General features: G+C 69.1%; 18 protein-coding genes. 10 read left to right on the top strand and 8 right to left on the bottom strand.

Annotated elements, in window-relative coordinates; all coding sequences use genetic code 11:
• Positions 1 to 149 precede the first annotated feature (149 nt).
• A complete protein-coding gene (locus ACFV2S_RS06545; RefSeq protein ID WP_384881622.1) occupies positions 150 to 2,150 on the top strand; it encodes a neutral/alkaline ceramidase in 2,001 nt (666 codons plus the stop codon).
• 53 nt (positions 2,151 to 2,203) lie between these two features.
• Here ACFV2S_RS06545 and ACFV2S_RS06540 read toward each other — a convergent pair whose 3' ends face one another.
• Positions 2,204 to 2,830: a TetR/AcrR family transcriptional regulator gene (locus ACFV2S_RS06540; protein WP_384881625.1), complete on the bottom strand. Its 627-nt coding sequence runs from the start codon at positions 2,828 to 2,830 to the stop codon at positions 2,204 to 2,206.
• 357 nt (positions 2,831 to 3,187) lie between these two features.
• On the opposite strand from ACFV2S_RS06540, the gene ACFV2S_RS06535 reads away from it, so the two are divergent.
• The 5 genes from ACFV2S_RS06535 to ACFV2S_RS06515 all read left to right on the top strand — a co-directional run bounded on the left by ACFV2S_RS06535 (position 3,188) and on the right by ACFV2S_RS06515 (position 9,339).
• The gene (locus ACFV2S_RS06535) at positions 3,188 to 4,756 is read left to right on the top strand and encodes a class I adenylate-forming enzyme family protein (protein WP_385554798.1); all 1,569 of its coding nucleotides are present in this window, start codon (positions 3,188 to 3,190) and stop codon (positions 4,754 to 4,756) included.
• Positions 4,757 to 4,761: 5 nt separating this feature from the next.
• Complete coding sequence (locus ACFV2S_RS06530) at positions 4,762 to 5,544, top strand: SDR family oxidoreductase (protein WP_385554796.1); 783 nt, start codon at positions 4,762 to 4,764, stop codon at positions 5,542 to 5,544.
• Positions 5,545 to 5,603: 59 nt separating this feature from the next.
• Entirely contained in the window at positions 5,604 to 6,842 is a 1,239-nt protein-coding gene (locus ACFV2S_RS06525) for an acyl-CoA dehydrogenase family protein (protein WP_385554794.1), read from the top strand.
• Positions 6,842 to 7,942, top strand: a complete 1,101-nt coding sequence (locus ACFV2S_RS06520; RefSeq protein ID WP_385554792.1) for a phosphotransferase family protein — start codon at positions 6,842 to 6,844, stop codon at positions 7,940 to 7,942. The genes ACFV2S_RS06525 and ACFV2S_RS06520 overlap by 1 nt, the downstream gene beginning before the upstream one ends.
• Before the next feature lie 83 nt (positions 7,943 to 8,025).
• Complete coding sequence (locus ACFV2S_RS06515; protein ID WP_385554790.1) at positions 8,026 to 9,339, top strand: MFS transporter; 1,314 nt, start codon at positions 8,026 to 8,028, stop codon at positions 9,337 to 9,339.
• A 42-nt stretch (positions 9,340 to 9,381) separates the two neighbouring features.
• On the opposite strand, the gene ACFV2S_RS06510 is transcribed toward ACFV2S_RS06515, so the two are convergent.
• Genes ACFV2S_RS06510 through ACFV2S_RS06500 form a run of 3 tightly spaced genes read right to left on the bottom strand, consistent with a single transcriptional unit; the run spans position 9,382 to position 11,000 of the window.
• On the bottom strand, positions 9,382 to 9,666 hold the full coding sequence (locus ACFV2S_RS06510; RefSeq protein WP_384881641.1) for a DUF6510 family protein: 285 nt from the start codon (positions 9,664 to 9,666) through the stop codon (positions 9,382 to 9,384).
• A gap of 33 nt (positions 9,667 to 9,699) precedes the next feature.
• Entirely contained in the window at positions 9,700 to 10,401 is a 702-nt protein-coding gene (locus tag ACFV2S_RS06505; RefSeq protein WP_385554788.1) for a ferredoxin reductase, read from the bottom strand.
• Positions 10,401 to 11,000 (bottom strand): molybdopterin-dependent oxidoreductase, encoded by a 600-nt coding sequence (locus ACFV2S_RS06500; protein WP_385554786.1) that lies wholly within the window; start codon positions 10,998 to 11,000, stop codon positions 10,401 to 10,403. The genes ACFV2S_RS06505 and ACFV2S_RS06500 overlap by 1 nt, the downstream gene beginning before the upstream one ends.
• A 399-nt stretch (positions 11,001 to 11,399) precedes the next feature.
• Between ACFV2S_RS06500 and hemB the strand changes: the two genes are divergently transcribed.
• Positions 11,400 to 12,401 (top strand): porphobilinogen synthase, encoded by a 1,002-nt coding sequence (gene hemB / locus ACFV2S_RS06495; protein ID WP_385554784.1) that lies wholly within the window; start codon positions 11,400 to 11,402, stop codon positions 12,399 to 12,401.
• A gap of 15 nt (positions 12,402 to 12,416) precedes the next feature.
• On the opposite strand, the gene ACFV2S_RS06490 is transcribed toward hemB, so the two are convergent.
• From ACFV2S_RS06490 to ACFV2S_RS06480, 3 genes are read right to left on the bottom strand one after another with little or no spacing between them, the layout of a single operon-like run.
• Entirely contained in the window at positions 12,417 to 13,523 is a 1,107-nt protein-coding gene (locus tag ACFV2S_RS06490) for a saccharopine dehydrogenase family protein (protein WP_385554782.1), read from the bottom strand.
• Positions 13,520 to 14,953 (bottom strand): aldehyde dehydrogenase family protein, encoded by a 1,434-nt coding sequence (locus tag ACFV2S_RS06485; protein WP_385554780.1) that lies wholly within the window; start codon positions 14,951 to 14,953, stop codon positions 13,520 to 13,522. The genes ACFV2S_RS06490 and ACFV2S_RS06485 overlap by 4 nt, the downstream gene beginning before the upstream one ends.
• 54 nt (positions 14,954 to 15,007) lie before the next feature.
• Positions 15,008 to 15,721: a type 1 glutamine amidotransferase domain-containing protein gene (locus ACFV2S_RS06480; protein WP_384881659.1), complete on the bottom strand. Its 714-nt coding sequence runs from the start codon at positions 15,719 to 15,721 to the stop codon at positions 15,008 to 15,010.
• A gap of 206 nt (positions 15,722 to 15,927) precedes the next feature.
• On the opposite strand from ACFV2S_RS06480, the gene ACFV2S_RS06475 reads away from it, so the two are divergent.
• Positions 15,928 to 16,530 carry a TetR family transcriptional regulator gene (locus ACFV2S_RS06475; RefSeq protein ID WP_376482495.1) on the top strand — a complete coding sequence of 201 codons (603 nt, stop codon included), beginning with the start codon at positions 15,928 to 15,930 and terminating at the stop codon, positions 16,528 to 16,530.
• Positions 16,531 to 16,550: 20 nt separating this feature from the next.
• On the opposite strand, the gene ACFV2S_RS06470 is transcribed toward ACFV2S_RS06475, so the two are convergent.
• Positions 16,551 to 17,612: a DUF3533 domain-containing protein gene (locus tag ACFV2S_RS06470; protein WP_385554777.1), complete on the bottom strand. Its 1,062-nt coding sequence runs from the start codon at positions 17,610 to 17,612 to the stop codon at positions 16,551 to 16,553.
• A gap of 280 nt (positions 17,613 to 17,892) precedes the next feature.
• On the opposite strand from ACFV2S_RS06470, the gene ACFV2S_RS06465 reads away from it, so the two are divergent.
• Both ACFV2S_RS06465 and ACFV2S_RS06460 read left to right on the top strand, forming a co-directional pair.
• Positions 17,893 to 18,867 carry an alpha/beta hydrolase gene (locus ACFV2S_RS06465; protein WP_385554775.1) on the top strand — a complete coding sequence of 325 codons (975 nt, stop codon included), beginning with the start codon at positions 17,893 to 17,895 and terminating at the stop codon, positions 18,865 to 18,867.
• A gap of 226 nt (positions 18,868 to 19,093) precedes the next feature.
• Positions 19,094 to 20,338: an NADH:flavin oxidoreductase/NADH oxidase family protein gene (locus tag ACFV2S_RS06460; protein ID WP_385554773.1), complete on the top strand. Its 1,245-nt coding sequence runs from the start codon at positions 19,094 to 19,096 to the stop codon at positions 20,336 to 20,338.
• Positions 20,339 to 20,398 lie beyond the last annotated feature (60 nt).

Genomic DNA, 20,398 nt, shown 5'->3' with positions numbered 1-20,398 from the left:
TCGAGCAGTGAGGCCGGCAGCGCCTGTCGGATGTCCTCCGATCGCGAAACCGCGGTCGGCCACGTCATACCCCGAGAGATACCTCCATCGATGCGAAGGCAGGAAACGTGGAAACGACAGCATTCACTCGCAGGCGAGGACTTCAGCTGATGGCTGCGGTCGCCGGCGGCATGGCGCTCGGCACCGGTCAGGCTGCCGCAGCGGACAAGCCCGTCCCGTCCCCGTACCTGGTCGGCCGCGGAATCGCCGACATCACCGGCGCCGCAGCCGAGAGCGGCATGATGGGCTATTCCATGATCGGTCAGCGGACCAGCGGCATCCACCAGCGGCTGAGGGCGCGGGCGTTCGTCATCGTCGACCCCGCGAGCGGCAACCGCATCGCCTGGTGCAACACCGACCAGGGTCTCCTCCCGTTCGCCGTCTTCCAGGCGGTGCTGGCCCGGCTCGCCGCCGCGCACGGCACCGCCTACACCGAGCAGAACGTCTCCCTCAGCGCGACCCACACTCACTCGGGACCGGGCGGGTGCGCCCACGATCTCGTCTACAACCTGTCGATCGGCGGCTTCCAGCAGCAGAACTTCGACGCCGTGGTCGCCGGCATCGTCGAGGCCATCAGTGCCGCCCACGCCGACCTCAAACCCGGCACCATCGCCCTCGGCCGCGGCGAGCTCACCGACGCGAGCGTCAACCGCTCCCGCCCCGCCTTCGAGCTCAACCCCCAGGCGGACAAGGACGTCTACCCCCTCGGCATCGACTCCACGATGACCGTGCTTCGCTTCCGCCAGGGCCACACAGATGTCGGCGCGATCAGCTGGTTCCCCACCCACGGCACTTCCATGACCAACACCAACACGCTGATCAGCGGCGACAACAAGGGCTACGCCGCCTACACGTGGGAGCACGACACAGCCGGGGTGCGCTACCTCGACGGCACGCCCGGCTTCGTGGCCGCCTTCCCTCAGACCAGCGCCGGCGACATGTCGCCCAACCTCCATCTCAGCCCCGGATCCGGCCCCACCGAGGACGAGTTCGAGAACACCCGGATCATCGGCCTGCGCCAGGCCACCGCCGCGCAGCACATCCACGCTCGTGCCACCACCCCCATCAGCGGGGGCATCGACTCCCGGCTGCGCTACGTCGACATGTCCCAGGTCCAGGTCGACGGCCGCTACACCCCCGACGGCCGCACCCACCACACCAGTTCGGGTGTCATCGGGCTGTCCACTCTGGCCGGCAGCATCGAGGACGGACCCGGCATCCCCGGTCTGTTCGAGGGCACGCCGTCTCCGCTCGCGCCGCTGATCGAGCAGATCAACTCCGCGGTTCCGCAATGGCTCGCCGACGAGCAGGCACCCAAGACCTCGGTCGTCCCCAGCGGACTGCTCCAGGCGACACCCGACGTCCTGCCCCTGCAGCTGCTCAAGATCGGCCAGCTCTACCTGATCGGCGGCCCCGCAGAGTTCACGATCGTCGCCGGACTCCGCATCCGCCGGGCCGTGGCAGAGGAACTCGGCGTCCCCCTGGAGAACGTGCTCATGCAGGGCTACACCAACGGCTACAGCCAGTACGTCACCACACCCGAAGAGTACGAGGGCCAGCAGTACGAGGGCGCCTCCACGCTGTTCGGCAAGTACACCACGCCCGCCTACCAGCAGGAGTTCACCAAGCTGGCCTCCGCGCTGCGCAACGGCATCACCCTCCCTCTCGGCGAGCTGCCGCCCGACCCGGCCATCGGCACGCTGAACATCCAGTCCGGCGTGATCATGGACAACCCCGGCCTGCTCCGCTCCTACGGCCAGGTCCTCACCGATGCGGCGGCCGCCTACCAGGCGGGCCAGGCCGTCGCCGTGGTCTTCGTCACCGGGCACCCCAAGAACAATCTGCGCCGGCGCGGTACCTTCCTGGAGGTCCAGCAGTTGAAGGACGGCAGCTGGACGCGGCATCTCGACGACGGCGACTGGCAGACCACGTACCGCTGGCAGCGCACCAGCACCCTGACCGGGGAGTCCACCGCGACCGTCACCTGGGACATCGCGCCCGGAACCCCGCCGGGCACGTACCGGATCGCCCACTACGGCGACGCGAAGCACGGCCTCACGGGTGCGATCACCGCGTTCACCGGCGTCTCGCGCCCGTTCACCGTCGCCTGACGGCACGGAGACCACGGTGGCTCGTCATGGTGGAGGCATGACGAGCCGGTCCGTCAGGGCCGAGGCGCGGCCAGTGCGCCCACCGTCATGCGGGTCATCTCGCGGTACCGCTCCGCGAGCTCCTGCGGAGAGTGCTCACCGTCGGCGCGGTACCACTGCGAGACGCCCGTGCACATGGTGACGATCGCCCTGCTGGCCTCGCGCGGGTACGGGGTGACGAAGTCCCCGTGCGCGACACCTTCCTCGATGACGAGGTCCATGAGGCGCTGCTGGCGGTCCCGGGCAGCGATGTAGGTGGTGCGGGCATCCCCGGTGAGGCTGCGGATCTCGCTGTAGGCGATGAACGCGAGGTCTCGTCGGTGGGCGTGGAACAGCACGAGGCATTCCACGAGCAGGTCCAGCCTCCGCTGTGTGTCGTCGCCGGCTTCTTCCAGGGCCGCGGTGCTGCGTTGCCACAGGTCGTCCATGGCGTAGGAGACGAGGGCGACGAGCAGCGCCTGCTTGGATTCGTAGTGGTAGTAGAGCCCTGGCACGGAGAGCTCCGCCCGGGAGGCCACCGTCCGGATCGTCGTCCCGTGGTAGCCGTGCTCCATGAAGCAGGCCAGTGCGGTCTCGAGGATGGGTGGCAGTCCACTGGCCGAGTACGTCCTCCAGGACGTACCGGCTTCGGTCTTGGTCACAGCGCTCCCCTCGCCCCGGATCTTCGTCGCTCAGTATGCAGCCCACGCGGACTCGCCTTGTCCGCGGCCCGGGGCCAACCTCTTGACATGGCGCTTCCGCCGCATCAATCCTTCACCGAGCGATCGCTCGGTAACCACAGTTTCGCATAAGTTTACCGAGCGAGCGCTCGGTAGCAATGGTTTGACGCGAGTCGTACCGAGCGAGCGCTCGGTAATCATGCCTGCGAAGGACGCAGGCAGGAGGGACGAGAAGTGACGGTTCCTGATGACCCACGGCGGGATTCCTTGCCTTCGACCGACGTCACAGCAGAGGTGACGGTCGTCCACAACTCTCTTGTCGCCGCGTGGAAAGCACGCGTGGCGAAGAATCCGGGCGCCACGGCGCTGCGCTACTTCGACGGCTCCCTCTCAGTACAGGACGTGGACGCGGCGTCGGACGCCCTCGCTGCCGCGTTCGAGGCCCGCGGGACCAGGAAGGGCGACCGCGTTGGCGTCTACCTGCAGAACATCCCTCAGTACGCGCTGGTGCTGTTGGCGCTGTGGAAGCTCGGTGCCACGGCGATGGGGCTCAATCCGATGTACCGGCGGCACGAGCTCCGCCGGATCGTCGACGATGCCGGGGCCGTCGGGATCGTGTGCGCGGACGCGGACGTCGAGGAGACGCGCGACACCCTGGCAGGCAGCACGGTCCAATGGCTGATCAGCGCGTCGGCGCTGGACTACCAGTCGCGCAATGACCCGCGGGTCTTCGCGACGACGCGACGCCCCGCCCCGGCACCGGACGGCGACGTCGTGGCGCTGATCGAGGAGTTCAGCGGTTCCCGGCCCACGCCGGTCCGGCTGGCCCGTGACGACGTCGCGTTCCTGACCTACACCTCCGGGACGACGGGGCCGCCGAAGGGTGCCATGAACACCCATGGCAACGTCCTGAGCGTGGTGACGACCTGCGCGTCGTGGACCGGTGTGAGCGACGGGGACGTCGTGCTTGCCATCGCCCCGCTGTTCCACATCACCGGCGCGGTGGCCAACGCGGCGATCTCCCTGCTCACCGACACCACGCTCGTCCTCACGGGCCGGTTCCACCCCGAGGTCGTCCTGGAGGCCTTCGCCGAACACGGGGTGACCTACACGATCGGTTCCATCACGGCGTTCAACGCGATCTACGAGCTCCCGCAGGCCGAACCGGGGCACTTCGCGTCGGTGAGGACCCTGTACTCCGGCGGTGCGCCGATCCCGCCGGCGACCGTCGAGCGGTTCCAGGAGCGGTTCGGCGTCTACATCTACAACGGCTACGGAATGACCGAGACGACGTCCGCCGTCATCGCCGTTCCTCCGGGGTGCAGGGCGCCGATCCATCTGCCGAGCGGGACGCTGTCCATCGGGATGCCGCTGCCGCACCTCACGACACGTGTCGTGGACCTGCACGGCAATCCGGTCCCCGACGGGGACCAGGGCGAGCTCGAGCTCAGCGGGCCGCAGGTGGTGCCCGGGTACTGGGGAAAGACCGAGGCGACCGAGCAGACGATGCCCGGCGGCCGGCTGCGCACCGGCGATGTCGCCATCATCGATGCGGAGGGCTGGGTCTACCTGGTGGATCGGCTCAAGGACCAGATCAACGTGTCCGGGTACAAGGTCTGGCCACGCGAGGTCGAGGACGCGCTGTACGAGCACCCGTCAGTGCTCGAGGCGGCCGTCATCGGCGAGCCCGACGACTACCGCGGCGAGACCGTCGTCGCCTACGTCTCGCTCAAGACGGGGCTGAGCGCCACGCAGGAGGAACTGATCGCCTTCTGCCGGGACCGTCTGGCGGCCTACAAGTGCCCGCGCCAGGTCCACTTCATCGCCGACCTGCCCAAGACCCAGAGCGGCAAGATCCGGCGCGCCGAACTCCGCAACTCCCAGCCGCCCCTCCCCTCGAAGGACTGAACGCGTTGAACCAGAGCGACACCGGAGTGGGCCGGTTCTCCGGCCGTACCGCCATCGTGACCGGTGCGAGCCGGGGAATAGGCTTCGCGATCGCCGAGCGGCTCGTGTCCGAGGGCGCGCGTGTCTGCCTCACCGCGCGCAAAGCCGGATCGCTGGAAGAAGCCGCAGCCACTCTCCCCCAGGGCAGCGTTATCACCGTCGCCGGCAGGGCGGACGACCCCGAGCACCGCCGTGAGGTCTTCGACACCGTCGCACGCGAGTTCGGCGCACTCGACATCCTCGTGAACAACGCGGGCATCAATCCGGCGTTCGGTCCCCTCGTCGAGCTGGACCTCGACGCGGCCCGCAAGGTTTTTGAGGTCAACGTCCTGGCCACCCTCGCCTGGGTGCAGGACGCGGTGGCTCACGAGAAGCTCCGGTTCTCCGAGGGCCGCGGCGCCGTCGTGAACCTCTCCTCGGTGACCGGTGAGACGCCGTCGCCGGGCATCGGTCTCTACGGGGTGAGCAAGGCCGCGGTGTCGCATCTGACCAGGACTCTCGCCGCCGAACTCGGCCCTGAGATCCGCGTCAACGCGGTGGCACCGGCCGTGGTGAAGACGCGGTTCGCCGAGGCCCTGTACGAGGGCAAGGAGGCCGAGGTGGCCATGGGCTATCCCATGCGGCGTCTGGGCGCGCCTTCGGACATCGCCTCCGCCGTGGCTTTCCTGGCCTCGGACGACTCCTCCTGGGTGACCGGTCAGGTCGTCGCCGTCGACGGCGGCCTCATGGTCGCCGGCGGCACCGCATGACGACCGCGTCGAAACCCGTCTCGATCCTTACCGCGTCACCAGACCCTGAAAGGACTGTCATGACCTTCACTCATCTCCCTCCCGAGGTGGCGGAGCTGCGTGAGCGCACGCGCCGGTTCATACGGGAGATCGTCGTCGACGAGGAACCCGCGCCGGGCGGGCGCCTCGACCAGGTCACGCGCGACCGGCTGCAGGCGGCGGCGAAGGACGCCGGTGTCTTCGCGCCGCACGTGCCGAAGGAGTACGGCGGGCAGGGGGTGCCCATAGAGCACTGGTCGCCGATCCTGCAGGAGGCCGGCTACTCGCCGATAGGCCCTAGCGCGCTCAACTGCATGGCCCCCGACGAGGGGAACATGCACATGCTCAACCTGATCGCGACGGAGGAACAGAAGCAGCGGTACCTCGTTCCTCTGGCCGCGGGCGAGATCCGGTCCTGCTTCGGCATGACCGAGCCCCACCCGGGAGCCGGCTCCGACCCGGCGGCCCTGCGGACCAAGGCCGTCCGCACCGCGGGCGGCTGGATCATCGACGGCCACAAGCGGTTCACCAGCGGCGCCGTCGGCGCCGGGTTCTGCATCGTCATGGCGCGCACCCCGGGCGTGGACGGTTCCCCTGAGGGGGCCACCATGTTCCTGGTCGACATGACGAACCCCGGCATCAGGGTCGGCGAGTCGATCCACACCGTCGACCGGTCCATCGACGGCGGCCATCCGCACCTGTACCTCGAGGACTGTTTCGTCTCCGACGATGCGGTGCTGGGTGAGGTGGGGCTCGGCTTCCGGTACGCGCAGGTGCGGCTCGGGCCGGCACGTCTCACCCACTGCATGCGGTGGCTGGGACTGGCGCGGCGGGCGCACGACATCGCGTTGGACCGGGCCGGGAGGCGGGAGCTGTTCGGCGGGCCGATCAGCTCCCTCGGCCTGGCGCAGCACCTGATCGCCGAGTCGGTGATCGACATCGAGACGTCCGACGCGATCATCACCAAGACGGCGGCGCTGCTCCACAGCGACCCCAAGGCGGGCTCGGCGATGTCCTCGGTCGCGAAGGTGCACTGCTCGGAGGCGATCTTCCGGGTCGTCGACCGTGCCATCCAGATCTGCGGCGGTGACGGGGTCTCCGACGGTCTGCCGCTGGCGCAGTACCTCAACGAGGTCCGCCCGTTCCGGATCTACGACGGCCCCAACGAGACCCACAAGTGGGCCATCGCCCGCCGGGCCTCGGCTGGCCGGAACGCGGCGGTCCAGGCCGGCGAGAGCTACCTGGGCGACGCCGTCGTCCGTCGGGGCGGGGGCGCGTGATGCACACCGTTCCCGACGGGGTGGAGGTCGTCGCGACCTGGGACGAGGCGCGCCACCTGGAAAGTCCTCCGCTTCTGGTCGTCGACGCGGTCACCGCCTTCCTCGACGCGCAGGGCGTCGGGCGTGGTCCGCTGGCGTGGCAGCGCATCGGCGACGGCCACTCCAACGTGACTTACCTGATCGAGCGCGGCGGTGATTGCGTCGTCCTGCGCCGTGGTCCGCGCCCGCCGCTGCCGAAGTCGACGCATGACATGGTGCGCGAGGCCCGCATCCAGAAGCTCCTCCACGCCCATGGCGTACCGGTGCCGGAGATCATCGCCGTCTGCGAGGACGAGGCGGTCCTGGGTGTGCCGTTCTACCTCATGTCCCGGCTCGACGGAACGGTCATCACCGACGCGATCCCGTCCCTCCTCTCCTCCGTCGAACAACGCAGGGCCACCAGCGAGGCGGTCGTGGACGCTCTCGTCGCGCTGCACAGCATCGACGTGACCCGAGGGGAGCTCGCGTCCCTGGGCTCCCCCGACGCGTATCTCCGGCGCCAGGTCGAACGGTTCCGGGGCCTGTGGGAGGTCAACACCACGCGCAACCTGCCCGCGGTGGAGTGGATCGCGGACTGGCTCGACCGCAATCTGCCGGCGAGCCAGGCGGCCTCGGTGGTCCACGGTGACTACCGCATGGGCAATCTCATGTTCGCTCCGCAGACACCCGCCAGGATCCTCGCGATCCTTGACTGGGAGATGGCGACGCTCGGCGACCCGCTGGCGGACCTCGGCTACTTCACCGCCACCTACTCCGAGGCCGGCATCCTGACCACTCCGCTCGAACTCACCCCGGTGACGCGGGCACCCGGCTACCTCACCAGGCAGCAGCTGGCCGAGCGCTACCGCTCCCGCATGGGCCTCGATCTCACCCCGCTCCCCTGGTACCAGGCGCTCGCGCTGTGGAAGGCAGCGATCTTCTGCGAGGCCATCTACACCCGCTGGCGGCGTGGCGAACGCCCCAACGACACGGTCTTCGGGCCGTCACTCGAGACGGGTGTCCCCCGCCTCCTGGAGATGGCCGCGCAGCACGCCGGCCTGGCCTCAACCCCCCGCATCTGACGCACGGCAGCGCCCCGCCATCACCTCACCACCGCGTGCCAGACCTCACTCCCCCCTGCCCGAAAACAGCGAAGGAGCCTCCCGTGAGCAACGCGCCAGCAAAGATCGGAACCGCGACCGGGGAGAGAACCCAGTCGAGTCCCACCCTGCGCTCGAAGCGCAAGTCGCTCGTCGCCAGCACGATCGGGAACGTCCTCGAGTGGTACGAGTGGAGCGCCTACGCCGTCTTCGCGCCCTTCATCGCCACCGCCATGTTCCACGCGTCCGACCAGGTGTCGGCGCTGCTGTCCACCCTGGCGGTCTTCGCGGTGGGCTTCCTCATGCGCCCGCTGGGCGGCATTGTCTTCGGGCGGGTCGCCGACCGGCGCGGCCGCAAGTTCGTGCTGGTCACCACCATGCTGATGATGGCCGGTGGCAGCCTCGTCATCGGGCTGATGCCCACCTACGCCTCCCTGGGGGCCTGGGCCTCGCTCCTGCTTCTCCTCGCCCGCATGACGCAAGGGTTCGCCCACGGCGGTGAGTCCGCGACGGCCAACACCTACATCGCGGAGATCGCTCCCAGCGAACGCCGCGGGCTGTGGGGAAGCATCGTGTTCGTCGCGATCTTCGGCGGCTCGGCCATCGCCTTCTCGGTGGGCGGAGTCGTGACCTCGGTCCTCTCCGACGACGAGGTCGCCCAGTGGGGCTGGCGCATCCCCTTCATTCTCGGCGCGTTCCTGGCCCTCGCAGCTCTGTATCTGCGCCGCAGCATGGACGAGAGCGAGGTGTTCTCCGCCGAGAAGTCCGGCGCCGAGGTCCGGCCGTCGTCCAAGGGACGGGTGGCCCGTTCCATCCTGCTCGTCATCCTGATGACCTCGGGGATCACCGCGTCTCACTACACCTGGACCTCGTACGTCTCGACCTACGCCATCACCCAGAAGGGCATGGACGCCGGCGTCGCCTACTGGTGCTCGGTCGGGGCGCAGTGCATCGCTCTGGTCACCCTGCCGTTGTGGGGCCGTCTCTCCGACCGGGTCGGTCGACGCCCGATGATGATCACGTTCGCGGTGCTGATGATCGCCCTGCAGATCCCGCTCACGCGACTGATCGGCTCGCCGGGGTGGACGCTCCTGGTGGCATCCTCGGTCGCTCTGACCGTCGTGGCCATCCCGGGAGCACTCCTGTCCGCCACGATGTCGGAGAACTTCCCGACACGGGTACGTACGCAGGCCATCGGCTTCGCCTACTCCGTTTCCGTCGCCGTGTTCGGTGGCAGCGCGCCGTACCTGAACCAGCTCTTCGTCGAGCTCGGCGTGGCCCGACTGTCCAGCTTCTACATCATGCTGCTGTGTGCCTTCACGGGTATCGCGTGCTACCTCATGCGGGAGACCAAGGGCATCCACCTGAAGGACGCCTGACCGAGCGGGCGTTGCCCGGGACTCCCCTGGCGCCGCCGCGATTCATGGCGCGGTGTGGGGAAGGGCGAAACGGAAGACGCCCGCTCCGCTGCCCATCTGGAGCCAGAGGTACTCGGGCTGCGTGACGACGCGCAGGGCGATGGCCGCACAGCCCGGGCAGCGGGCGGTCAGACCGGGCTCGGGGCCATAGACGTGCAACTGGGCCATGGTCGCCGGCAGTCGGCAGGAGGGGCACAACCGCCAGGCCGTGGTCGGGTCGATGGCGAAGACCTCCCCGAGCGGACCGGCCAGGGCGTTGCCGTCGAGATACAGGGGATGCTCGTTCATGGCGGGGATTCCTCACCGTGCGGCGCGGGTGGGTCAGCCGAAGCGTTCGGTACGAATCTGGTCGGGCGCGTACCCGGTGCTCAGGAGCAGGGCGCTGACGTGCTCGACGAATCCGGTGGGACCGCAGACGTAGCAGCGGGCACCCGCTGCGGGCGGCAGGCCGCGCAGGTCGGGTTCCGTCATGCGTCCCGCGGGGCGTTCGGAGCCGGCGGGTGCCGTGCGTGTGTAGAGGTACCGGACGCGGACGGGGTCTTCGGCTGCGTCGAGTTCCGCGGCGTACCAGACCTCGTCCCGTCCGCGCACGGAATAGAGAAGAGCGCAGGGCTCGTCCGACATCGAGAGCAGCCGTGCACGCAGCATCGCCATCAGGGGCACGACGCCGGATCCTCCGGCGATGAGCAGGAGCGGGCCGTGGTTCTGCGGTGTCCACACGAACCAGCCGCCGAGCGGTCCCTTGACCTCGACCTCGGCACCGACGGGCAGAATGTTCGCGAGGTACGGAGAGACCTCGCCGCCCGCCGCTGCCTGGACGCCCAGCTCGATGCCGTCGGTGTCGGCGGGCGCCGCGAGCGAGTAGCTCCGTACGGCCTGGTACCCGTCGTCGGCGGTCAGCCGTACGTCGACGTGCTGGCCGGCCAGGTGTCCCGGCCACTGCGGGACCTCGAACCGCAGCGTGCGGCCGGTCGCGGTCTGGTCCGTCCGCTCCGTGAGCCGGGCCCGTCGCCATCCGTGCATCAGTCGCTCCAATAGCGCTGCTCGCGCCACGGGTCGCCGTAGTCGTGGTAGCCGGCCGACTCCCAGAAGCCGGGCTCGTTGTCCGGCGTGAGGATGAGGCCCTTGACCCACTTGGCCGACTTCCAGAAGTACAGGTGGGGAATGACGAGACGGGCCGGTCCGCCGTGGTCCGGGGAGAGCGCGTAGCCGTCGAAGGAGTGCACCAGCCAGGCCTTGCCGTCGGTCACGTCCTCCAGCGGAAGGTTGGTGGTGTAGCCGTCGAAGGACTCGGCGACGACGAAGTCGGCGGCGGTCTCGACCTCGTCGAGCAGGACGTCGAGCGAGACGCCGCGCCAGGTGGTGTCGAACTTCGACCACCGGGTCACGCAGTGGATGTCGACCGTGGGCTCCTCCTGCGGGAGGGCCATCATCTCGCCCCACGTCCAGGTGCGGGTCTCCCCCGCTTCGGTGGTCACGGTGAACGACCACCGGTCGGTGGGAATGTGCGGGGTGGGCCCGGCGGACAGGACGGGAAACGACTCCGTCGGGTACTGCCCCGGCGGCAGCCGGCCCTCGAAGGCATGCGTCTTGCCGTGGAACCCTGGCGACAAGCTGTCCATCGGGCCGTTCCTCTCGCTCACAGTCGCCCTCCGCCTGTGCCTCGTCACGATCGGGGTGGGCCTGGGCGTACATGTCGTGCAGGAATGGGCGGCAGGGCGCAATGGCCGCATGCACTGCGGCTGCGGGATCGAGCCATGGGGACACGGTGCACCGCGTCCCTCCTCTTCTCCCATGGTCCGCTCCCGCTGTATACGCGCAACCCGGCGTACCCGAGTCCCTGTTGTGGGCAACAGCACACCTGCCCTCCGGTGCGGGCCGTCACGGAGTGCCGGGGTCCGTCTCCGGCCAACGGTGCCTTGAGTGAGGGGCCGGTCGTGTACGTTCCTGGCACGCAAGTGGAGGCATATGCCCACAACTCGTCGGTAAGGCCCGCGGTTCTACGGGCGTAGCCTCGCCGTATGAACTCGTACGGACCCTTTCCCGGGGCGCGCCCGCGGCGGCTGCGGACGACGCCTGCCATGCGACGGATGGTGGCCGAGACCCGGCTGCATCCCGCCGACCTGATCCTGCCCGCGTTCGTGCGCGAGGGCATCACCGAGCCGGTGCCCATCCAGGCCATGCCCGGCGTCGTCCAGCACACGCGGGACACCCTGCGGAAGGCCGCCGTGGAGGCGCTGGAGGCCGGGGTCTCCGGGATCATGCTCTTCGGCGTGCCCGAGGACGCGAAGAAGGACGCCGCCGGCAGCGCCGGGACCGACCCGGACGGGATCCTGCAGGTCGCCATCCGGGACGTGAAGGCCGAGGTCGGCGACGAGCTCGTCATCATGTCGGACCTGTGCCTCGACGAGTTCACCGACCACGGCCACTGCGGCGTTCTCACCGAGGACGGGCGGGTCGACAACGACGCCACGCTGGAACGTTACGCCGAGATGGCCCAGGTCCAGGCCGACGCCGGCGTCCACGTCGTCGCTCCGTCCGGGATGATGGACGGCCAAGTTCGGGTGATCCGGGACGCGCTGGACACGATCGGCAAGGAGGACGTGTCGATCCTCGCGTACACCGCGAAGTACTCCTCCGCCTTCTACGGGCCCTTCCGCGAGGCCGTGGGTTCGTCTCTCCAGGGCGACCGCAAGACCTATCAGCAGGACCCGGCCAACCTCCGCGAGTCGATGCGGGAGCTGGCGCTGGACCTGGAGGAGGGCGCGGACATGGTGATGGTGAAGCCGACGGGGCCTTACCTGGATGTGCTCGCCAAGGTCGCCGAGGCCGTTGACGTGCCCGTCGCCGCGTACCAGATCAGTGGTGAGTACGCGATGGTCGAGGCGGCGGCCGAGAAGGGCTGGATCGACCGTGACAAGGCGATCCTGGAGACACTGACCGGCATCCGCCGCGCCGGCGCGCAGATGATCCTGACGTACTGGGCGACCGAGGTCGCTCGGAATCTCTCCCGCACGGTCTGAGGCTGCCTGCGCCGGTCAGACCGTGACGAGCCCGAGCTCGGCGCAGCCCTGCTGGAGTGTGTCGAGCCCGAAGGCCGTCGTGGGTCCGACGACGCCGGGTGTGACGTCGGAGTGGGTGGCGAGGTGGTGGGCCGCCCATGCGATGAGTTCGCCGGTGAGGCTGTAGGGGTTGGGGCCTTCGAGGTGGACCTCGGCGAGCGGGGCACTGCCCTGAGTGCCTGTGGAGGCGACGGCGACGACGTGCGAGGGAATCCGCGCGCGCAGGGCTGCGTCGGGTCCGCCCGGCGGGCCGATGAGCAGGGGGCGGGTCAGCGCGTCGGTCAGCCTGCGGCTGCCGGGAAGGCGTGTGGTGGCGTTGGCGAGGGCCGAGTAGAGGGAGAGGAAGCGGCTGAGTTCGGGGAACCAGCCGTTGTAGACCGTGACGTCGTCGAGTTGCGGGAACTCCTGGGGCAGGAAGAGTACTTCCGTGCCGGAGACGAGGAAGGCCGACTTGCGGCGGCCTCGTACGGTGAAGCGGCGGACGCGGGAGGCGGTGCGTTCGTCGACGAGCAGGCGCCGGTGCCGGCGTGCCGAGGGCAGCGTCATGCCGTCGCGCATGGTGGTGCGCGTTCCCTGGCTGATGCCCCGCCAGATGGGGCCGGTGGCGAAGTAGCCGACGTCGATGCTGCGCGCGGCTTGTCCTGCCTTCTGGAGGGCGAGGGTCGCGGCGAGGACGCCGGGGACGTAGTCGTAGCCGAAGGCCGGCAGCATCACCGACCCGGTCTCACGGGCGCGGTGGTGGTGCCGGTTGTGAAGGGTGCAGACGAAGCCGACTTCGCCGCTGGAGTCGATGTAGTGGGCTCCCACGTCCGCGGCGGCCTGTGCGACGGGAAAGCCGAAGCGTTCGAAGGGGCCGACGGTGGTGATCAGTACGTCGCCGCGCTGCAGTTGTTGCCTCAGGCCGTCGGGGGTGGTGGCGTCGACAACCAGGTGGTCGAGTCCGCCGGAGCGTTCGGCCAGGGCCGCCAGTGCGGTGGGGTTGCGTCCGGCGACCGTCGGCCTGACACCCCTGCGTATCAGGGCGTTGAGGACGAGGTCGCCGGTGTAGCCGGTGGCGCCGAGCAGGATGATGCGGTTGTTCATCGCTTCCTTCCCAGGAGCGGGTGGGTCCTGGCCACTGCCTTGGCGATGAAGGCGAAGGAGCGTGAGGTGTGCGGCGCGTAGATGAGGCGCAGGGTGTCGGGCCGCGTGGGCTTGGACAGGACCGGCTTGCGGTGGCTGAAGGTGTCGAAGGACGTCTTGCCGTGGTAGGCGCCCATGCCGGATTCTCCGACGCCGCGGAACGGCAGGTTCGGGACGCTGAGGTGGATCATCGGTGCGTTGAAGACGAGTCCCCCGGAGGACGTCCTCTCCAGCAGGGCCTGGCGGGCTGTCCTGTCGCGGGTGAACGCGTACAAGGAGAGGGGCTTGTCCCTGGAGTTGATGAAGTCGATGGCGTCGTCGACGTCGCGGACGGTCAGGATCGGGAGGATCGGGCCGAAGATCTCTTCGGCCATGACTGCTGCGCCGGTGGGCACATCGGCCAGCACGGTCGGTGCGATGTAGCGCTCCCCCGCGTCGGACACGCCTCCGGTGAGGAGGTCACCCTCTCCCATGAGTCCGGTCAGGCGCCGGAAGTGGCGGTCGTTGACGATGCGCCCGTAGTCGGCGCTGGTCCGGGGGTTGTTGCCGAACATGTGCTGGATGGCTCTTGGCAGTGCGGCGACCAGGGAGTCCCGGGCGGTCTGGGTGACCAGGACGTAGTCGGGTGCGACGCAGGTCTGGCCGGCGTTGGTGAACTTGCCCCAGGCCAGGCGGCGCGCGGCGACGGCCATGTCGGCCGTCTCGTCGATGAAGACGGGTGATTTGCCGCCGAGTTCGAGGGTGACGGGGGTCAGGTTCTTGGCCGCGGCAGCCGCCACGATGCGGCCGACGGTGCCGTTGCCGGTGTAGAAGATGTGGTCGAAGCGCTGCGCGAGCAGCTGGGTGGTCTCCTCGACCGCTCCCTCGACGACGGCGACGGCCTCCAGGTACCGGGGCAGGAGGTCGGCGAGCAGAGCACTCGTGGCGGGGGCCAGTTCACTGGGCTTGACGACGGCCGCGTTGCCGGCGGCCAGTGCGCCGACCAGCGGGTTCAGCGTGAGCGTCAGCGGATAGTTCCAGGGCGCGATGATCAGGCATACGCCCAGGGGTTCGGGGTGGATCCGGGCTGTTGCCGGCTTTAGGTTCATGGGCACGGCGACCCGCCGCGGTCTCATCCAGCGATCCAGGTGACGCAGGGCGTGTTCGACCTCTGCCAGGACTCCACCGATCTCGGTGAGGTGGGACTCGGTCCGCCCCTTGCGTAGGTCGTCGTAGAGCGCTTCCTCGATGTCCGAGGTGTGATCCAGCAGAAGGCGCCGTAGGGCGCGGAGCTGGCGCCGACGCCAGTCGGCCGGCCGGGTGACACCCGAGTCGAAGGTGGCCCGGAGTCGTACGACGATCTCCGGGATGTCCCGGTCCTGCTGTACGACGGGTGCGGCGGTGCCGGTCATGGGATCGCGAACCTTCCAGGCGTGGGGCAGGGATGTGTTCGTGTCGGGTTGCGGCTAGCGTCCCGCCGCCGCGTTCACGTCGGCGACGAGTCGCTCGGCGAGGCGCTCGGAGGACGGGGGGTTCTGGCCGGTGTACAGGTTGCGGTCGACGACCACATACGGACGCAACGGCAGACGGGCCTTGGAGTACTCGGCCCCGCTCTCCCGCAGGCGGTCCTCCAGCAGCCACACCGCCTTACGACCGAAGCTGTTGAACTTCTCCTCCAGGTTCGAAAGACCCGTCATCCGATACCCGGTGAACGGCCACGACCCGTCCTCGTTCTGCGCCGCGAACGCCGCAGCCGGCGCATGGCACAACAACGCCAGAGGCTTGCCCGAACGCAACACCCGCGTGATCAACGCCCCCGAGTCGGCATCGACGGACAGGTCCTCCATCGGACCGTGCCCACCCGGATAGAACACCACGTCGAAATCGTCCGGATCCATCTCCGCCAGCACCCGCGGACTGTCCAGCTCGGCCTGGATCGACTCCAGATAGGCCGCCACCTCACGCAACTTCGACGGCCACCCCGCCGTCCGCCCCATGCTCAGCTGGTCCAGCGTCGGAACCTTCCCACCCGGCGTCGCGATCGTGATCTCCCACCCGGCCTCGGTGAAGATCTTGTGCGGCATCGCCAGCTCCTCACCCCAGAACCCCGACGGATGCACCTCCCCACCCCGCAACGTCCAACGATCCGCCGCAGAGACAACGAACAACACCTTGGTCATGACGACCCTTCCTCCTGCCGGAACGGCTCCACTGCCGACGCAGTGGGCGTATCAACCGAGATCTGGCGTGAGTGGCCCGAAATCATCATCTGCCCGGACTGGGGCCCGGGCGACTGGTCACCCGGCGGAGCTCACGCCTCCTACTCATGACACAGTACGCCATGTCTGGCACAGACTGCCAAGTTTGGCACTGATAACCTAGATGCATGAGGGAGACCACCACACCCGGCCTGCGCATCAAGACCCGCCAAGCCGTCACCGAAGCGCTGGCCGACACGGCCCTCGAACTCTTCGACACCAGCGGCTTCGACCAGGTCACCGTCGCCGACATCGTCGCGGCGGCGGGCATCTCCCAGCGCAGCTTCTTCCGCTACTTCAGCAACAAGGAGGACGTCGTCTTCGGCGACCGCATCCCCTCCGCCGAGGAGGTCCGGGGCGAATTGCTCCGACACCTCGACGAAGGCCCCGTGTGGGACGCGCTGCGGGCCACCTTCCGGGCGGCCGCCGTCCAGATGGACGACGACACGGGGCACTGGAAGCGGGCCACCCGCGTCATCTGCCACACCCCGGGCTTGCGCGCGCGTTACCTGGAGAAGCACTTGGCCTGGACCGACGCCCTCGTACCCGAGATCGCTTCCCGGATGGATTCCGGCGGTCCCGACGTCGAGCTCAAGGCTCAGACGATGATCAACACCGCACTGGGCTGCTTCGACGTCGCCCTCATGCGCTGGTCCGAGGGCAGCGCGGACCTCTCCCTCGCCGCTCTGGTCGACGACGTGTTCGGGTTCGTGCAGTTCTCCCGCTCCTGATCGGCCCCTTCGGCGGGGCGCTACGCCCCTGAGCCCGCGCGGTCCGCGGAACCACCTGCCGCTCCGGAGCCTGGTTCCGCGTCGCGGCGCTGCCGCAGCACTGCCGCCACCATGGCGATGAGGGCGCCGCCGACCGCCCAGGCCGACAGCACCAGCAGCGAGGACGTCATGTCGTTGCCGTCGAAGTAGGAAATCGAGCGGGCCGCCCATGTGCCCGCCCCTGGCGGGAGGGCCGGCCCGATCGCATGCCAGAACGGGGGCAGCATGGGCGGAGGCAGAGCGCCTCCGGCACTCGGATTTCCCGCGATCACGATCAGCAGGATCGCCAGGCCGACGCCCATGATGCCGAAGAGTTCCTGGAGGGCGAGCGTGGTGGCGCCGACCGCGAAGATGATCAGCGCGCCGAGTCCCCACAGCGCCCACACGCTGCCTGGCAGTGCGCCCAGGATCGGCCCGGCGATGAGCGCGCCGCCCAGTCCGCCGACGAGCGAAACCAATGTCATGGTGCCCAGGCGCGTCGCCGCGCGGGTCGGGTTGGCCGGCCGGGCACCGGCGCTGATGGCCAGGATCGAGGCACACAGGTAGGCGCCGACGCACCAACCGACGACGACGTAGAACGACGACAGACTGTTGAAGTCGTGGCGGGAGGACGGGGCCACGTCGACCGTGCGGATGCTTCGCCCCTGCGCCTCCTCCAAAGCGGCGGTCAGCGTCTCCAGTGCGGCCGGCAGGGTTCTGCCACCACCGGTTGCGACCAGGAGCGTGTCGGTGGTCCCGGCAGGGTGCACCACGAGCGCACCGTCGATGTCCCGGTTGATGATCTGCGCCCGTGCCGTGGCCTCATCGGGTAGCGCGCGGGGGTCCAGAGGCGAGCCGGGCAGCCCGTCCAGCCGGTTCACCGTCTGCTCTGCCAGGGCCGGCGGCGCCACGACGCCGAAGGCCGCATCCCTGAGGCGGGGTTCGTGGAGCGCACCCACGAAGGAAGCGACGAAGAGCAGCTGCAGGGCGATCACACCGATGACCAGCATCGTGGCACGTCGGGTGACCGCGTCCTTCACCTCGGACAGGGTGCTCTGTTTCATGACCCCAACAGTCCGGGGAGCTGAGCGCTCACGCAGGCTGGACACCCGAACGGATGCCGGCACACATCGTTCGGGGCCCCGGCCGTCCGGCAGGGAAGGGAGGAGCAAGACCACGTCACCGGGGCTGCCGACACCAGGACACCCGAGGCCGGGTTGCGGACGGTGAGTGGGACACGAACGATGGAATCGGGCAGTAACGCCTGGGACGGGGGGAACACCCATTGCGGCCGGCCGGGCCGCAGGAAACAGGGCACTTGTGTGCTCGTGACATGGAGTGAACATGACCGACCTTCCTCCTCCGATCACGCCTTACCTCGAGCCGGCTGCGAAGGAGCTGTGCGAAGCGACCGACCCGCACCCCCGGATCTACGAGGTTCCGCCCGAGAAGGGCCGTGACATCCTGCTCAGCCTGCAGTCCGACCCGAGCGTGCCCCGGCCCGAGGTCGACGAGGAGTGGGTCGACGTGGACGCCGGAGAATGGGGCACCGTCCGCACCCGCATCATCCGTTCCAAGGGAGCAACCGGACCGCTGCCGGTCGTCTTCTACATCCACGGCGCCGGCTGGGTCTTCGGCGACGACAAGACCCACGACCGCCTCTTCCGCGAACTGGCCGTCGGAGCCGGCGCCGCGGGCGTCTTCCCGGTATACGACCGGGCACCGGAAGCGAAGTACCCCACCCAGGTCGAGCAGAACTATGCCGTCGGCCAGTGGGTACTGGAGCACGGCGCCGAGCACGGCCTCGACACGTCACGCATCGCCGTCACCGGGGAATCGGTCGGTGGATGCATGTCCGCGGTGTTCGCGCTGATGAACAAGGAGCGCGGCGGCATCGACCTCAAGGCCCAGTGCCTCCTCTACCCGGTGGCCAACGCCGACTTCGACACCCCGTCCTACCTGCAGTTCGCCGAGGGCTACTACCTCACTCGCGACGGCATGAAGTGGTTCTGGGACGCCTACACCACCGACCCCGCCCAGCGCGCCGAGCACCACGCCTCCCCGCTGCAGGCCACCCTCGACCAGCTCAAGGGGCTCCCCACGACCCTGGTCATCACGGACGAGGCCGATGTCCTGCGGGACGAAGGCGAGCAGTACGCCAACAAGCTCCGCGAAGCCGGCGTCGACGTCACCTCCGTCCGCGTCGCCGGCATGGTCCACGACTTCCTTCTCCTGGACAGCCTCCGCGACACCCGCGCCGCCAACGTCGCACGCAAGCTCGCCGTCGACTTCCTCCGCACCGCGCTCCAAGACGACTGATCCACACCGGGCTCCACAGCGCACGAACCCGGGCCCGCCGGCGCCATCACGGCGTCGGCGGGCCCGGACTGCTGTCCAGCCGAGCCATCGCGCGCAGACACCACGGTCACGCGAATTGCCCCTCTGCGAGATACCCCACACCCTCGGATGTTTACGCTGATTACATTCTTGCCCTAATGTGAGTAGTGCACACATCGTAAGTGATCGAGATGGAAGAGAGACCGGGATGACCAGCGAGCTGTTCTCGCCATTGACCCTGCGCTCCGGGCAGGTCCTGAAGAACCGGATCGCGAAGGCGGCCATGGAGGAGAACATGGCCGGTGACGGCCAGCTGCCCGACTGGCAGCTGCTGTCGCTGTACAAGCACTGGGCCACCGGCGGCACGGGACTGCTGATCACCGGCAACGTGATGGTCCACGCCGAGGCACTGACCGGCCCCGCCGGCGTCGTACTCGACGAGAATGCGCCCCTGGAGCCGTTCATCGACTGGGCGAAGGCCGCCAAGGCGGGCGGTGCCGCGATCTGGATGCAGATCAACCACCCCGGCCGTCAGGTCGCCTCCGACATGCCCGGCGTCGTCTGGGGCCCGACCGACATCGGCGTCTCACTGGGCAAGCACAGCAGCCGCTTCGGCCGCCCCAGCTCCATGACCCCCCAGCAGATCAACGACACCGTGGCACGGTATGCGATGACCGCGCGACGCGCCGAGGAAGCCGGCTTCGACGGCGTCGAGATCCACGCCGCACACGGCTACCTCCTCTCGCAGTTCCTGTCTCCCCTGGTCAACAAGCGCACCGACCAGTGGGGCGGATCGCTGGAGAACCGGGCCCGGATGCTCCTGGACATCGTCCGCGCCGTCCGCGCCGCGGTTTCTCCCTCCTTCGCGGTCGCGGTGAAGCTCAACTCCGCCGACTTCCAGCGCGGAGGCTTCGACGCCGACGACGCCCGCCAGGTCATCGGGATGCTCGAACCGCTCGGCGTGGACCTGGTCGAACTCTCCGGCGGCAGCTACGAGAGCCCCGCGATGACCGGCCGCCCCGCCGACGACCGCACCCAGGCCCGCGAGGCCTACTTCCTCGACCTCGCCAAGGACCTGGTCGGGACCAGCCCCATCCCGCTGATGCTCACCGGCGGCATCACCAAGCGCGCGACCGCCGACAAGGTCCTCGACAGCGGCGTGGCCGTCGTCGGCATGGGCACCGCCCTCGCCGTCACCCCGGACCTTCCCTCACGTTGGCGCCAGGGCCGCGAGGCCGACCGTCACATGCGTCCGGTCACGTGGTCCGACAAGGCCCTCGCCTCGGCCGCCAGCATGGCGCAGGTCCGCCACCAGATGCGCCGCCTCGCCCGCGGCAGCAGCCCCAAGCCCGGCACCCACCCGGCTATCGCCCTGATCTCCGAACGCCGCAAGCAGCGAGTGGCCCTGCGCAACTACCGCTCCTGGCTGTCGAAGTACCAGGCAGCGGCCTGAGAACCGGGCCCTGGGCGGCCCCGGGGGGGCGCCCGCGCCCCCCCCCCGGCGGGCGCCCCG

This window comes from Streptomyces sp. NPDC059695, from assembly GCF_042733785.1.
In the GTDB taxonomy this organism is placed as follows: domain Bacteria; phylum Actinomycetota; class Actinomycetes; order Streptomycetales; family Streptomycetaceae; genus Streptomyces.
This window is presented reverse-complemented; position numbering and strand designations above follow the sequence as displayed.